The sequence below is a fragment of the Nocardia sp. NPDC006630 genome (genome assembly GCF_040611495.1).
GTDB lineage: Bacteria > Actinomycetota > Actinomycetes > Mycobacteriales > Mycobacteriaceae > Nocardia.
Genome location: NZ_JBEXOK010000001.1, coordinates 348,998 through 364,246 on the forward strand (window position 1 = coordinate 348,998; position 15,249 = coordinate 364,246).

The window sequence follows — 15,249 nt, forward strand, 5'->3', positions numbered from 1 at the left end:
ACCGGCGGTCGCCGACCTGGCCGAGTTCTGGGGGTACCCCAGGAGTTACCCGAATACTCACGAAATCAGTTGTATCTGATACGAGATGTAACAGCAAGCGACCTACGGCCACCGCCGCCATGACACAGGGCGACCGGGGCTCTGGTAAAGCCCCGGTCGAGAGGATGTTCTAGCGAATAGCCACTTTATGCGAGACGGATGATGCCGTAGTCGAAGGCGTGGCGACGGTAGACGACCGACGGTCGGTCGGTCTCCTTGTCCTGGAACAGGAAGAAATCGTGACCGACGAGCTCCATCTGGTAGAGGGCGTCATCGATCGTCATGGGGATGGCGGGATGGGTCTTGGTGCGGACGACATGACCAGGTCCGGCGGTTTCGCCGTCCTGCTCCTCGGCCGCGTGGTCATGTGCGCCGGACGACCCGTTCGGTGACATGAACAGCGAATCGTCGATCAGGCCGGCCGTCGCTTCGGACACCGAGATCGGTGTCTTGTCCCCATGATGTACGCGACGACGGTCCTTGAGCCGGCGTAACCGGCTCTCCAGCCGCTCCACCGCCAGCTCCAAGGCGGCGTAGAAGCTGTCCGCGCAGGCTTCGGCCCGGACGACCGGACCCTTGCCGCGAGCGGTGATCTCGATCCGCTGGCAGTTCTTGCGTTGACGACGGTTGCGTTCGTGCGTGAGTTCCACGTCGAACAGATAGATGGTGGGATCGAAGCGCTCCAGGCGAGAAAGCTTCTCCGACACGTGGTTTCGGAAATGTTCTGGAACGCCACCCTCGCCGAGGGTTCGTCCCTTGACCACGATTTCCGCCGCCTGGCCGAGCACGGTGGATTGATCGTCGGGGATGAATTCATCATCCAGCAGCACCGAGGTGTCTGCAGACTTCGCTGAAGGTCGTGAAGAAGTCGTCACGCGTACCTCCCGGATCTGGCCGCACAAACCGCTCGTGCGGCGGGATTGAAACGTGTGCCGATCGAAGAGATCGCTCGGCACTGATGTCCGAGGCGCCACCTCCAAACTCTTAGTCCGGGTGTCTGGAAACCGACGCTAATACGCCAGCGACCTGTCCGCCAGTGTTCACGCAAATTTCGAAGAATCAAGCGTGGCACGTAACCAGCGCGGCACGAACCGTCACTCGGGCACCGCGTAGCGCACGCACCGATTCGCACACCGTCGCCCCCGTGGTCAACACGTCATCAATAAGGACTACCTCGGCATTTGCCGGAAACAGGGCGGGTTCCGGGCAGCCCGGGGCCACGATGATCCGGCCGTGCAGATTGTGCTGGCGGTCGCTCCTGCTCAGACCCACCGAATCGCGCACACCAGGGCGCATGGCCAGTATTCGAACCAGCCGGCAATCGGGCAGCCAACTCGCCGCGATGTGCGCGGCACGCACCACCGGATCACCGCCGCGACGTCGCGCCGCCACTCTACGGCTGGGTGCGGGAACCAGAATCAGCGGCCGCGTGCCGTCCCGCAAATGATCCAGCCCCCTGGCCAGGGCCACCCCTATCGAGGGCGCCAGATCGGCGCGTCGCTGTTCCTTGGCGGCCAGCACCGCGCGCCGCGGCGCGCCCCGGTAGGGCGCGAGCGCCCAGCACGGCACCCCGGGATCGGCGCGCGGGCGCAGCCGGATCGGCGGACCGGACAGCGCATCGGCACAGTCGGCACACCAGCTGGTTCCGCTCACTCCGCATCCGCCGCAGACGCGCGGCAGGATCAGGTCCAGCAGCTCCCCCATCGATCCAGTGTGCGCCTAGCCCGGCAGCACCGGCACCGCATTGCTCCCGAGACCGGGAACTTCGCGCCAGTAGTATTCGCCGCCTTCGGGATTGCGGGTCAGTTCCAGGACCGCGCGGGAGTCGGCGATGTACTCGTGGTCCGGCGAAACGCTGACGACCCGGACCGGCGGAGTGAGGTTCTGCGTGCTCTGCGGCTGGAAGCCGGAGCCGTCCACCAGGACGCCCGCGACGGGGTCCACATTGCCCTCTCGCGTGACAATGACACGCTCATCGCTCTGCCAGTCCACCGACACCGCGGCGGTGCTCAGACCGACCGCCAGGGGCAGTGGCGAGCTCAGCGAGAACTTGCCGCTGCCACCGGCCTGCGGGGCCACGACCACCACGTACACCTTGCCGTTGGCGATCAGCGCCGCCCGCGCTCCGGACGGTGAGATGCGCAGTTCGGTGATCGGCCCGCGCGGCGGCTGGGCGGAGTTCGAACTCGAATTGGCCGCCGCCGCCTGCAATTCGGAGATGTCCACATCCTGCACCGACACATTGCCGGTGCTGCGGTCGTGCACCGCCCGGATCACCCGGTCCCCGTCGACCACCGCCCACGCGGAGGTGCCGTCGGCGGGCCAGGACGGGCGGGTGAAGGTGCCGCCGGTGGCGACCGGGAAGCCCTGGCCGTCATAGGTGCCGATGATGAGCGTGCGCTCCGGCTCCGGTGCGGGACGGCCCGAGTTGGCGACCGCGGCGACCAGTTGCCCGTCCGGCGACAGCGCCACCGACTGCAGGGTGTGGGTGCTGCCGAAGAAGCCCGGGGCCGCGGTGATGCCGCTGTCGGTGACGGCCACCAGTGAGCCGTCGCGCACCGCGTGCAGTCCGGCCTTGTTCTGCGCGATGGCATCCGGGCTCATGGCTTCCACGTCGGACCGGTTCCAGCCGGTGGCGGCGTAGCGGTCGTCGAGCGGTTTGCCGTCGGCCAGCAGCATGTACGGTCCGAGGATTTCGGCGCCGGCGAGGGTGAGCACCACCTGGGTTGCCAAGAGCTCCTTGGCCTTCGGATCCAGTGCGGACGCTCCCGCGAAGTCGATCTGGACGCCGCCCGCGCCGACGCCGACATTGTCGGTCTCGCCATTGGCCTTGGTGATCGGCCCGCGCAGGGTCACCCCGCCGGAGAGCGGATTGCGCACCGCGGAGGCCAGCGCCTGCTGGGTGCCCTCGCCGAGCAGGCCCAGTAGTCGTTGCGACAGTTGATCTTTGCGCGCGGAGATCCAGCGCAGATCGGGGACCATGGCCATACCGGCCAGGTTGGGGAAGAACAGCGAATACCGCTTGTAGGACTTGGCGAACGCGGTCTGTTCGATGAGGACGCCGGCCGGCAGATCGTCGACCCGCCATTCACCGTCGACCTTCACCATTTCGACCTTGTTCTCCAGGGTGCCGTCGCTGGCGCGATAGGCGCCGTCGGCGGCGAGCTCGCCGATCTTGCGAGCCCGGATCACGTAGGTGGCGGTATCGGAGGTGCGCGATTCCCGCAGCGTGTCCGGGCGATCGACGATGGTGGTGCCCGCCGCGTCGTCCCAGCGCACATTGGCGGCGGGCGAAAGGTACTGCCGCGCGGTCTGATGCCGGTTGGTCGGATCGGAGGTCGCCTGCAGAAAATCGCGCAGCAGCTGATCCGGTTCACGACCCGAAATGGGCGGCGTCGGACCGGAACTACTGGGCTGATGGTCCAGCGTGCCCAATGCCTGCGGCGCCGACGAATCCGGAAGATTCGCACATGCGGTGAGGCCCACCAGACAGCCGAGTACCACGATCGCCCGGGCCAGCAGTCCCGCCCCTCCGCGCCTTTTGCCGGACGCCGGGCGCGGCGAGACCGCCGTCGCGGACCGGCGGTTGGGAATCGGGCCCAGCCGTGAGGTGGCTGGGGAGTTACCCACATCTCGCGAAATCAGTGGGTACTTTTCCGCCTCTCCGAACCTTTTGCCGGACGCCGGGCGCGGCGAGACCGCCGTCGCGGACCGGCGGTTCGGAATCGGGCCCAGTCGTGAGGCGGCTGGGGAGTTACCCACATCTCGCGAAATCAGTGGGTTCCGTTTCCTCACGACCCTCCGTCCCGTGAATCGGTGCGCGCGGTGTGATCGGGATCTTCGGGATTCTCGGAATCCGGTGCGCTGGGCTCGGATTCGGCGGGCTGCGGATCCACGGTCGCCGGCTTGTGACGGCCGGTGGGGGGATCCGCGACCGCGAGCTCGTACTCCGGCACGCCTGCGGGCGGATCCGCCACGGCCAGTTCGTACTCCGTGACTCCGGCAGGCGGGTCCGCGACGGCCAGTTCGTACTCCGTGACGCCCGCGGGCGGGTCTGCGACGGCGAGTTCGTAGTCCGTCACCGCGGCAGGGGGTTCCGCGACGGCGAGTTCGTATTCGGCGGGGAGGGGATCGATTTCGGGCGTGCCGGAGTCGACGGTGCCGATATCGAGGGCGAGCTGTTCGGCGGTGATGCCGCCGCGAGTCTTGGGCGGTTCCAAGGGCAGTGGGCTCTGGCCGAGTTTGCGGGTGCGCACCAGCGGCAGGGTCAGCCGGAAGCTGGCGCCGACGCCGATCTCGCCCCAGGCCTCGAGTTTGCCCTCGTGCAGGTTCGCGTCCTCGACGCTGATGGACAGGCCCAAACCCGTTCCGCCGCTGCGCCGCATGCGCGAGGGGTCCGAACGCCAGAACCGGTTGAAGACCAGTTTCTCTTCACCGGGCCGCAGGCCCACACCCTGATCGCGCACGATGATGGCGACGGCATTGGCGTCGGTGTCGCCGCGCATGCGCATGAGGACCGGCTTGCCCTCGCTGTGGTCGATGGCATTGGCGAGCAGATTGCGCAGCACCCGCTCGACGCGGCGCGGATCCACCTCGGCGACAAGGGGTTCCTCGGGCATATCGACAACCAGCTCGACGCCCGACTCCTTGGCCAGATGGCGCACGGTGGATACGGCCGCCCGCGCGCACATACGCACATCGAGCGATTCCACCTGCAGCTCGGCCACACCCGCGTCGTGGCGGCTGATCTCGAGCAGATCGTTGAGCAGTCCCTCGAAGCGGTCGAGTTCGTTCACCAGCAGTTCGGCCGAGCGCGCCAGCGCCGGATCCAGGTCGTCGCTGGAACCGTGGATGAGATCGGCGGCCATGCGGACGGTGGTCAGTGGCGTGCGCAGCTCATGGCTGACGTCGGAGGTGAAGCGGCGCTGCAGATTTCCGAACTCTTCGAGTTGGGTGATCTGGTTGGACAGAGATTCGGCCATCTCATTGAACGACATGGCCAGCCTGGCCATGTCGTCCTCACCGCGCACGAGCATGCGCTCTTTGAGTCGTCCGTCGGCGAAGCGCGAGGCGATGCGCGCCGCGGATCGAATGGGCAGCACCACCTGTCGTGTCACCAGGGCGGTGATGGCGGCGAGCAGCACCAGCAGCACGATGCCGCCGATGAGCATGGTGCCGCGCATAAGTCCCAGCGAGCGTTGCTCATTGGTGAGCGGGAAGATCAGATAGATCTCGAGCGTGGGTATGTCGGCGGCGGGGCTGCCGATGATCAGCGCCGAGCCGCGATAGCCGTCCGGATCGGACACCGTCGCGAACTGGTAGCTGACCTGGCGCTCCTGCACGAAATGCCGCAGCTCCGGCGGGATTTCCTGGATCGGCCCGGCATTGAGCTCGGATTGGGAGTCGCCGACCATGGCCAGCGCGGAGTCGTAACTGCCCGCGGCGCCGCCGGATTGGGAGCCGCCGCCCCCGGCCAGGGCGCGGCGGGCATCCTCCAGTCGAGCCAGCTGGGTGCTGGAGTCGTGCACGCCCGTCAAGGTGGCCTGCACCGTATTACGGGCACGGCCCATCTCCTCGACGGCCGCATTGATCTTCGCGTCCAGGAGCCTGTCGGTGATCTGCGATGTGAGCACGACTCCGAGAATCGTGATCACGATCAACGACAGGGTCAGGGTGGACACGACAACGCGCAGTTGCAGAGAACCACGCCAGACGTGGCCCAGTCGCTCACCTACGGTGCGAAACCAGGCCACCATCACTGCCAGCGACCGCTGAAGGCGGTTTCTGGAGCCAGCGATCACGGCGGTCCGGCCTTGTAACCCACCCCGCGCACGGTGAGCACGATCTCCGGGTTCTCGGGATCCTTCTCCACCTTGGCGCGCAACCGCTGTACGTGCACATTGACCAGGCGGGTATCGGCGGCATGCCGGTAGCCCCAGACCTGTTCGAGGAGCACCTCACGGGTGAACACCTGGCGCGGCTTGCGAGCAAGTGCGACCAGCAGATCGAATTCCAGTGGAGTCAGCGAGATCTGCTGACCGCCGCGGGTCACCTTGTGCGCAGGCACGTCGATGACGATGTCCGCGATGGACAGCAGTTCCTGTGGCTCTTCCTCGGTGCGGCGCAGGCGGGCCCGCACACGAGCAACGAGTTCTTTCGGCTTGAACGGCTTGACGATGTAATCGTCGGCGCCAGACTCCAACCCCAGGACGACGTCGACCGTATCGGTCTTCGCCGTCAGCATTACGATGGGCACTCCCGAATCGGCTCGCAGCACCCGGCAGACATCGATACCGTTCATGCCGGGCAGCATGAGATCCAGCAACACGAGATCCGGGCGCAGCTCCCGGACCGCGGTCAGCGCCTGCGTGCCGTCACCGACGACGTGAGGGTCGAATCCCTCACCCCGCAAGACGATCGTGAGCATCTCAGCGAGAGCCATATCGTCGTCGACGACCAGAATCTTGGGCTTCATAAGACTATGTTGTCACCTCTCCGGCTCCAATCAGGCCGCCACGCCAACACTCGTGACCTGTCGGCGCACATCCAACCCTATCCAGCAACGTATTCCGCGAGCCGCGCGGCAAGTGTTGCCGGATCGTCATCGCTCCGATGTACCCACCACGGTCCGTGCCAGTTGATTTCGGCTAGCTCACGGTAGACGGTTCCGGTGCGGCTTTGCAGACCGCCGTCTTTTTCGTAGGCATCGAGTGCGCGAGACGAATCCGATTCGCCGCGCAGCCGGGCGCGTTCCGCTGCCACAGCAACTGGGACATCCAGGAGAATCTGCACATTTGGGGCAGGCAGTTCGAAGCGGGCGAACTCCAATTCGGCTATCCAGGCCACGATTTCGCCGTGCGCATCCTGATGCACCCGGGCCGCGGAGTAGGCGGCATTGGAGGCGACGTAGCGGTCCAATAGCACGATGTCGTTGTCCGCCAGCAATTTCGAGAGTTCGTCGCGGGCATCGGCCCGATCCAGTGCGAACAGCAGCGCCATGGCATTCACCGAGGCGGCCACATCGCCGTGCCCGCCGCGCAGCGCCTCGGCGGCCAGATCCGCGTGCACGGAGACGCCGTAGCGCGGGAAGGCCAGGGTGGCGATGCGCAGGCCGCGGGCGCGCAGATCGGCGACGACGGCATCGGTCAGCGTGCGTTTACCCGCACCGTCGAGCCCTTCTACCGGAATCAGCGCACCCATGGTCGCGAGAGTACCGAATGCCCGCGGGTGCGGGCTCGGCCGGTGAGTGCGGCGCCACTCAATTCGCCCAATTCGCATTAACCGAATGATTGCTATGCTCCGCGCCATGACCTTCTTCGCACCGAGTTCGAAGCACGTCAGAAGGACTATCGCGGTCGTGGGAGTGGCGATTGCCGCCCTCGGATCGACGGCCTGCAGCAGTAATTCCGATACCGGTACCGGCGACTCCACCTCGACGAGCGCGGGCCCGCATGCCGATGTGAAGCGCGCCTTCGATCTGCAGGCCCATCGCGGCGGCCGCGGATTGACCGCCGAGGAATCGCTGCCCGGATTCGCCAAGTCCATCGAACTGGGCGTTTCCACCCTCGAACTCGATATCGTGCTGACCGCGGACAAGGTCCCGCTCGTCTGGCACGACCCGAAGATCCTGCCGGAGAAGTGCGCCGACACCGCCCCCGCATTCCCGGACGATCCGCAGTATCCGTATGTCGGCAAGGTGGTCCACGATCTGACCTTCGATCAGGTGCACACCCTCGACTGCGGTAAGAAGCTGACGGATTTCCCTGACGCCCAGCCACTTCCGGGCAACAAGATCGCCGGATTGCCCCAGGTCTTCGATCTGGTCAAGCGCTATCCGGGCGCATTCGGCACGCTGCGCTACAACATCGAGACCAAGATCGAGGCCGAACATCCCGAACAGTCCGCCGCCCCTGCGGAATTCGTCGACGTCATCCTCGGCGCGATCAGCGATGCCGGCGCCACCGACAAGGTCGAGATCCAGAGTTTCGACTGGAGCAGCCTGCCCCTGGTGCGGGCCGCGAACCCCGGCATTCCGACCGTGGCCCTCTACGACGACACCACCTTCACGCCCGGCAGCAAGTGGCTCGGCCCAGTCCGCTACGAGGACCATCCCGATGATCCGCTGGCGGCGATCAAAGCCCTGGGTGCGAATATCTCCTCCCCCAGCTTTCTCACCCCGTCGGACAGCAAATCCCAGCCCGGCGACCCCGGCTTCCGGCTGACCGCGACCGACGCCTATGTCACCCGCGCACACGCGCTGGGCATCAAGGTCATCCCGTGGACGGTCAACGACCAGCAGGCCATCGCCCAGGTTCTCGATCAGGGCGTGGACGGCATCATCACCGACTATCCGGACCGGGCACGCGCAGTGATGCAGGAGAAGGGTTATCCGCTGCCGCCGGCATTCCACGAAAACTGAAACACACACTCTTCATCCCTTGTAGGGTCCGACGCACTGTCACCTGCAAGGAGCACACCTGATGAAAAACCCCCTCGCCCACGCTATCCCGCGCGCAGCCATCGGCGCCTTCGCCATCACCGCCGCGATCGCCGCGGCCGGCACCGCCACCGCCGCCCCGGTCACCGTGGACCCCGCCGCCCCCGTCGCCTCCCCCGCCGACTCCGGCTCCGGCGGCTCGGGTTCCAGCAATGTCGGCGGCACCGGATCGAGCGCGAGCGAGCTGATCAATGCCGGCCTGTGCACCCTGCAGGGCGGCAAGTGGATCCCCCTGATCGACATCTGCCTCAAGTAACCCCCTAGCGGTACGCCCCACCGCCACTCCGGCCGCCGATCGCACACCGCGCTCGGCGGCCGTTGCTGTGCCGAGAGATTCGGTGCGGACGCGTGCGCGGCACGGCCTTTCCGGGTGTGAATGCCCGCAAAACTGGGGCCCACAATTTGACTCAGACACACTTCACAAATAGGTACAGTGCGACGGAACACTCCCCCCGCAAGGAGCAGACATGTCGAAAACCACTGTCACACAACATCTCTCCCGAATAGCCCTCGCCGGATTCGCGCTCGCGACACTGTCCGCCGGTACGGCACAGGCCGCACCACTCCCCTTCCAGACCGCCGCGCCCGCAGCCACTGTCGCGGACACAACCGGTTCCGGCAACTCCGCCGCCTCCGGCTCCAGCGGCATAGCCGCCGGTTCCAGCGGCATAGCAAGATGCATACTGGGCAGTTTTTTCCCCGGATGGTGCGACGCACGGAGTACACCCATCCCGTAGTCCGATAGCGGTACGCCCCACCGCTGGCCGCGAAATTGGTGGCGCAATTTGAAGTACTTGCGCCTCACAAAACTGTACAGTGCGACGCACCACTCCCCCTGCAAGGAGAGCACATGTCGAAAACCACTGTCACACAGTATTTCTCCCGAATAGCCATCGCCGGGTTCGCCCTCGCCGCACTGTCCGCCGGAACCGCGCAAGCCGCGCCGCTCGCCCTCCAGCCGGCCGAGCCCGCAGCCCCCATCGCGACCACCACCGATCCCGGCACCGGGTCTTCCTCCGGATCACTCAGCCTCGGCCCGGCCGTACCCGCCCAGGTCGCCGGGCAACTCAGGATGATCACCGTCTGCCCGGGTGTGGCCCTGCCCGCCACGGGCTCCCTCGGTGCGATACCGGGCAGCGCCGGGACCAATCCCTGTCCCGGACTCCCCCGCCCGTAACAGCCGAGCGGGCACGCAGCGGCTCCAGTCGGGAACTGCGGCAAAAGGATCGGCCGGTCACCCAGTGGGTGACCGGCCGATCTTTATGTCCTACAGGCGGATCCGCTCAGTAGCGGTAGTGCTCGGGCTTGTACGGGCCCTCGACGTCCACGCCGAGGTACTCGGCCTGGTCCTTGGTGAGCTTGGTGAGGGTGCCGCCCAGGGCCTCGACGTGGATCTTGGCGACCTTCTCGTCCAGGTGCTTGGGGAGGCGGTAGACCTCGTTGTCGTACTCTTCCGGCTTGGTCCACAGCTCGAGCTGCGCGATGACCTGGTTGGAGAAGGAGTTGGACATGACGAACGAGGGGTGGCCGGTGGCATTGCCCAGGTTCAGCAGGCGGCCCTCGGACAGCACGATGATGCTGCGACCCGAATCCGGGAACGTCCACAGATCGACCTGCGGCTTGATGTTCAGGCGGTGCGCGCCCGAACGCTCGAGCGCAGCCATATCGATCTCATTGTCGAAGTGGCCGATATTGCCGAGGATGGCCTGACCCTTCATCGCCTTCATGTGCTCGAGGGTGATGATGTCCTTGTTGCCGGTCGAGGTGACCACGATGTCGGCATCGCCGATGGCCTGCTCGACGGTCACCACGTCGAAGCCGTCCATGAGCGCCTGCAGCGCATTGATCGGGTCGATCTCGGTGACCTGGACGCGCGCGCCCTGGCCCTTGAGCGATTCGGCGCAGCCCTTGCCGACGTCGCCGTAACCACAGATCAGCACCTTCTTGCCGCCGATGAGCACATCGGTGCCACGGTTGATGCCGTCGACCAGCGAGTGCCGGGTGCCGTACTTGTTGTCGAACTTGGACTTGGTGACCGAGTCGTTGACATTGATGGCCGGGAAGGGCAGCTCACCCGCGGCGGCGAACTGGTACAGCCGCAGCACACCGGTGGTGGTCTCCTCGGTGACGCCCTTGATGCTGTCGGCGACGACGCTCCACTTGGCCTTGTCGGCTTCGAGGCTGGCGCGCAACAGGTTCAGGAACACCTTGTACTCGGCCGAGTGGGTCTCGTCCTCGGGCGGCACGACGCCGGCCTTCTCGAACTGGGCGCCGCGCAGCACCAGCATGGTGGCGTCACCGCCGTCGTCGAGAATCATGTTCGCGGGCTCGCCGGGCCAGGTGAGCATCTGCTCGGCGGCCCACCAGTACTCCTCGAGGGTCTCGCCCTTCCACGCGAACACCGGGATGCCCTTGGGCTCGTCCTCGGTGCCGTTCGGGCCCACCACGATGGCCGCGGCGGCGTGGTCCTGGGTGGAGAAGATATTGCAGGAGGCCCAGCGGACCTCCGCGCCGAGAGACACCAGGGTCTCGATCAGGACGGCGGTCTGCACGGTCATGTGCAGCGAGCCGGAGATGCGCGCACCGCGCAGCGGCTGCACGTCGTCGTACTCGCGACGCAGTGCCATCAGGCCCGGCATCTCGTGCTCGGCGAGCCGAATCTCCTTGCGGCCGAACTCGGCCAGCGAGAGGTCCGCCACCTTGTAGTCGATCCCGTTGCGGACGTCGGGGGTCATCATGCTGGTCACTGCGGTCGTCATCTGCCTCTCGTGCCTCTCCTGGTCGGCCTGTCTTCCGCAAGCAAGGCTAGTCGGTGCCGCGCGGAGGCGACACCGCGACGGCAGCCTCGCACCCCCTCGGTGCGAGAGCCGGGGGGTTGCCGCTCAGGCGGCGGCCGCCATCCCGTCGCCGTGCTGGGCCAGGATGCGGTCGCGTTTGCGCGGCTGGATATTGGCGCGGCTGATATCGCCGCTGTAGTGCGTCAGCAGCCGCTGATCCATCACGTAGCGCCACAGCGGCGGAAACAGCGCCAGCAGAATCATGGTGGCATAACCGGCCGGGAGCTGCGGCGATTCCTGAGTGGAGCGCAGAGTCTGGTACCTGCGTCCAGGATTTGCGTGGTGGTCGCTGTGCCGCTGCAGATGGAACAGGAAAATATTGGTGACCAGGCGGTCGCTGTTCCAGCTGTCGCTCGGCGAGCACCGCGCCCACTTGCCATTGGGCCGCCGGCGCCGCAGCAGTCCGTAGTGCTCGACATAGTTGACCGTCTCCAGCAGCGCGGCGCCGATCACGGCCTGCAGCAGCAGATACGGCAGGATTCGCCAGCCGAACCCACCGACCAGCGCGCCGAAGAGCACCACCGTCATGGCCCAGGCCTGCAGCACATGATTGTGGATGCTCCACCAGCCCTGCCCTTTTCGGCGCAGCCGGTCCCGCTCGAGCCCGATAGCCGAACGGAAGCCACCGAGCACGCTGCGCGGCAGGAATTCCCACAGCGTTTCGCCCATGCGGGCACTGGCCGGATCCTCCGGGGTGGCGACACGAACGTGATGGCCGCGATTGTGCTCCACGAAGAAATGGCCGTACGCCGACTGCGCGAGAGCCACTTTCGACAGCCACCGCTCCATATGCTCGACCCGGTGCCCGAGCTCGTGCGCGGCATTGATACCGATTCCGCTGACAAACCCGAGAGTTGCTGCGAGCCCGAGCTTGTCGATGACCGACAGGTCGGTACCGGCCCACATGACGGCCGCGATATACAGGCCGATCAGCTGCACCGGAAGGAACAGATAGGTGCACCACCGGTAGTACCGGTCGTTGGAGAGTAGTTCGTAATCCTCATCCTTCGGATTGGTGCCGTCTTCCCCGACGACCCAGTCCAGGACGGGTATGACAATGAGAACAATGATCGGTCCGATCCACCAGAACACCTCGAAGCGGGTCCAGTAGACCAGCTGCGACGGCAACAATGCACTCATCGGGGCGATGAGCCCCAACACCCACAGGTGACGTTTGGGATCCGGCGAACCCGACCGTTTGCCGACCAATTGCAAGTTTGCCCCGCTAATTAGATACCTCAGAACTTCGCAGGTAGATATGTACAGACTCTATCCCCGTTACAACAGCGGTTCGTCGCCAAAGGTGGCAACTGTTACACCATGAACAGAGGCCGAACAGGCATCTATCCATGTGATGGCCGTCACCGCACATCTCTGGCAAACCGGTGGTGAATCGGAACTCAGTGCAACCACAAATAACGCACCTGCGGTCGCCCGGTGCGACCGTAGTCCGTTCGCCGCCGCACCACGCCGTCTTCGGCGAGACGCTCCAGGTATCGCCACGCGGTAACCCGCGAAACGCCGACGACGCGCCCGACCTCTCCGGCGGACACGCCCTGGGATGCCGCGCGCACCGCACGCGAAACCTCCTCCATCGTCTGTGGCGCAATACCTTTCGGCGAGGTAGCCCGTTGATCGGGAGTCCGCAGCATGCCGAAGGCGCGGTCGATCTCCTGCTGCGAGATGGCCGCCTCGCCCGCCGGCAGCGCCGTCCGATATTCGAGATAGCGCTCGAGCTTCTCGCGGAATGCCGAAAAGGTGAACGGCTTCAGCAGATACAGCACCACTCCGTGCGCGACGGCGGCGCGGACCATGGCCAGATCGCGCGCGGACGTCACGGCGATGACATCCGGGCGCGGGCGCAGTCCGGCTAAAGCCGCTGCGACCGCAAGACCGCTCATATCCGGTAAACCGATATCCATCAGAACGAGGTCTACGGAGTCGTTATCTTTCTGTGACCTCGCGGCGGCGGCGAGCGCGTCCCGCCCGGTGTGCGCGACGCCCGCCACCTCGAAACCGGGCAGTCGGTCCACGTAGGAGCGGTGCGCCTCGGCGATTGCCGGATCATCCTCCACGATCAGGACTCTGATCACCGGTACCTACCCATCACCCGAACCCGCATCCGCACCCTCGTCCCGCCGCGCCCCGACCGGACACGGAAAGCGCACGATAACAGCCGCTTCGGGCTCCCGGCTCGCCCGCAGCTCCCCGCCGTACCGGGCTACCAGCCGCCGCACCAGCGCCAAACCCAGGCCGTGATGGTCGGTCTTGGTGGAATAGCCACGCTCGGTCGCCCGGCTGAACAACTCCTCGGACATGCCCGGACCACTGTCCGTGACCCGGACATACAGCTCGGCGTCATCGCGGCGGACGGTGACCTCCACCCAGGCGTCCTCGTCCCGCCCGACAGCATCGAGCGCGTTGTCGACGAGATTGCCGAGCAGGGTGACCATTTCGTGCGCGGTGAGCGGATCGGTGGAATCGAGCAGGGTGTCACCGGTGACGGTGAGCTCCACACCGAATTCGGCCGCCTGCTCCACCTTGCCCAGCAGCAGCGCGACCACGGCCGGTTCGGCGACCGCACCGGCCAGCCGGTCGATGAGCGCCTGCGACAGTTCCAGCTCCGCGGTGGCGAAGGCGACCGCCTCCCGGGACCGGCCCAGCTCCACCATGGTGATCACGGCGTGCAGGCGATTGGCGGCCTCGTGCGCCTGGGCGCGCAGGGCTTCGGCGAAACCGCGCACCGAATTCAATTCGCCCAGTACGTCCCGTAATTCGGTGTGGTCGCGGAGCGTGAGCACGGTGCCCATCCGGCGGCCGCCGTGTTCGACCAGATCCTGATTGACCACCAGCACCCGCTCCGGCGTCACATGCATCTCATCGCGCACAACCTCCGGCCCGAGCCGTTGCAATGAGATGGGCAGATCGGTCCGCAGCACCGGGCCGTCCGGCAGCTGCAGCAGCCGCCGCGCCTCGTCATTGACGACCTCGGCGCGCTCACCCGATTTATCGAAGACCAGCAGGCCCTCGTGCACGGAGTGCAGCACGGCATCGTGATGCTCGTACAGCGTGCGCATTTCGGCCGGAGCCAGACCCAGGGTCTGGCGCAACAGCCTGCGGCGCAACAGCAGTGCGCCCAGCAGCGCCAACACCAGTCCGGCGGCGGCCACCATCAGAATGGCCGGTAGCTGCGCGCGCACCTGGGCGCCGATGTGCACGCGGGTGATGCCCGCCGAGACCAGCGCGACAATGTGGCCGTCGCCGTCCCGGACCGGAGTCACCGAGCGAATGGACGGGCCCAGCGTGCCGGCGAAGGTCTCGGTGAAGGTCTCCCCCGCCAGCGCGCGATCGATGGTGCCGCTGAACGGTTTCCCGATGCGGTCCGGATCGGTGTGCGTATAGCGGGTGCGGTCGGGGGCCATGACCACGATGAAATCGACGCCGGTGCTCCGGCGAATGCTCTCGGTCACCGGTTGCAGCAGCGCCGTCGGATCGGGACTGCGCACCGCGGTCAGGGTCGCGGGCGAGCGGGCGAGGGCCACCGCGATATCGATGACCTGCGCCCGGGTGGCGTCGTCCTGAGCATGCCGGGTCTGCAGCACCACCAGCGCGGTGCCGACCCCGATGACCACCGCCAGCACCGCCAATTGCACGGCGAACACCTGCCCGGCGACCGAGCGCCCGCGCCGGATCCGCGCCCCGCGCTCCGTTCTACGACCGATCACTGCGCCTCCGTGCCGTGAACAAAACTTACGCAACAGTGACCGGCGTCACTGCCCGGGCACATCATTCTTCACGAACCGGCGTGAGCGGGTTCACACCGACTGACCGTTCGTCACCCCGGCGCGCTTCGGCTCGTCATCCCGGCGCGCTTTC

General features: G+C 66.3%; 14 protein-coding genes. 4 read left to right on the forward strand and 10 right to left on the reverse strand.

What is annotated here, in order from left to right:
* Positions 1-185 precede the first annotated feature (185 nt).
* From raiA to ABZX86_RS01635, 6 genes are all read right to left on the reverse strand, one after another.
* Positions 186-869 (reverse strand): ribosome-associated translation inhibitor RaiA, encoded by a 684-nt coding sequence (gene raiA, locus ABZX86_RS01610; RefSeq protein ID WP_355119801.1) that lies wholly within the window; start codon positions 867-869, stop codon positions 186-188.
* Between the two features lie 229 nt (positions 870-1,098).
* On the reverse strand, positions 1,099-1,743 hold the full coding sequence (locus tag ABZX86_RS01615) for a ComF family protein (protein ID WP_355118940.1): 645 nt from the start codon (positions 1,741-1,743) through the stop codon (positions 1,099-1,101).
* A gap of 15 nt (positions 1,744-1,758) precedes the next feature.
* Positions 1,759-3,669: an MtrAB system accessory lipoprotein LpqB gene (lpqB, locus tag ABZX86_RS01620; RefSeq protein ID WP_355118942.1), complete on the reverse strand. Its 1,911-nt coding sequence runs from the start codon at positions 3,667-3,669 to the stop codon at positions 1,759-1,761.
* Positions 3,670-3,830: 161 nt separating this feature from the next.
* Positions 3,831-5,795 carry an MtrAB system histidine kinase MtrB gene (mtrB, locus tag ABZX86_RS01625; protein ID WP_355118944.1) on the reverse strand — a complete coding sequence of 655 codons (1,965 nt, stop codon included), beginning with the start codon at positions 5,793-5,795 and terminating at the stop codon, positions 3,831-3,833.
* A gap of 41 nt (positions 5,796-5,836) precedes the next feature.
* Positions 5,837-6,514, reverse strand: a complete 678-nt coding sequence (gene mtrA, locus ABZX86_RS01630; RefSeq protein WP_029931579.1) for an MtrAB system response regulator MtrA — start codon at positions 6,512-6,514, stop codon at positions 5,837-5,839.
* Between the two features lie 77 nt (positions 6,515-6,591).
* A complete protein-coding gene (locus ABZX86_RS01635; RefSeq protein ID WP_355118946.1) occupies positions 6,592-7,239 on the reverse strand; it encodes a dTMP kinase in 648 nt (215 codons plus the stop codon).
* Positions 7,240-7,324: 85 nt separating this feature from the next.
* On the opposite strand from ABZX86_RS01635, the gene ABZX86_RS01640 reads away from it, so the two are divergent.
* The 4 genes from ABZX86_RS01640 to ABZX86_RS01655 all read left to right on the forward strand — a co-directional run bounded on the left by ABZX86_RS01640 (position 7,325) and on the right by ABZX86_RS01655 (position 9,713).
* Complete coding sequence (locus tag ABZX86_RS01640; RefSeq protein WP_355118948.1) at positions 7,325-8,458, forward strand: glycerophosphodiester phosphodiesterase; 1,134 nt, start codon at positions 7,325-7,327, stop codon at positions 8,456-8,458.
* 61 nt (positions 8,459-8,519) lie between these two features.
* Positions 8,520-8,792: a hypothetical protein gene (locus tag ABZX86_RS01645; RefSeq protein ID WP_355118950.1), complete on the forward strand. Its 273-nt coding sequence runs from the start codon at positions 8,520-8,522 to the stop codon at positions 8,790-8,792.
* Positions 8,793-9,003: 211 nt separating this feature from the next.
* Positions 9,004-9,273: a hypothetical protein gene (locus tag ABZX86_RS01650; protein WP_355118952.1), complete on the forward strand. Its 270-nt coding sequence runs from the start codon at positions 9,004-9,006 to the stop codon at positions 9,271-9,273.
* A gap of 113 nt (positions 9,274-9,386) precedes the next feature.
* The gene (locus ABZX86_RS01655; protein WP_355118954.1) at positions 9,387-9,713 is read left to right on the forward strand and encodes a hypothetical protein; all 327 of its coding nucleotides are present in this window, start codon (positions 9,387-9,389) and stop codon (positions 9,711-9,713) included.
* Positions 9,714-9,819: 106 nt separating this feature from the next.
* Here the strand turns inward: ABZX86_RS01655 and ahcY are convergent, their stop codons facing one another.
* The 4 genes from ahcY to ABZX86_RS01675 form a co-directional block, all read right to left on the reverse strand.
* The gene (gene ahcY / locus ABZX86_RS01660) at positions 9,820-11,295 is read right to left on the reverse strand and encodes an adenosylhomocysteinase (RefSeq protein ID WP_355118956.1); all 1,476 of its coding nucleotides are present in this window, start codon (positions 11,293-11,295) and stop codon (positions 9,820-9,822) included.
* Between the two features lie 123 nt (positions 11,296-11,418).
* Positions 11,419-12,513 (reverse strand): alkane 1-monooxygenase, encoded by a 1,095-nt coding sequence (locus ABZX86_RS01665; RefSeq protein WP_355118958.1) that lies wholly within the window; start codon positions 12,511-12,513, stop codon positions 11,419-11,421.
* Positions 12,514-12,773: 260 nt separating this feature from the next.
* Positions 12,774-13,466: a response regulator gene (locus tag ABZX86_RS01670; protein ID WP_355118960.1), complete on the reverse strand. Its 693-nt coding sequence runs from the start codon at positions 13,464-13,466 to the stop codon at positions 12,774-12,776.
* A gap of 6 nt (positions 13,467-13,472) precedes the next feature.
* Positions 13,473-15,098 (reverse strand): sensor histidine kinase, encoded by a 1,626-nt coding sequence (locus ABZX86_RS01675; protein WP_355118962.1) that lies wholly within the window; start codon positions 15,096-15,098, stop codon positions 13,473-13,475.
* Positions 15,099-15,249: the final 151 nt, after the last annotated feature.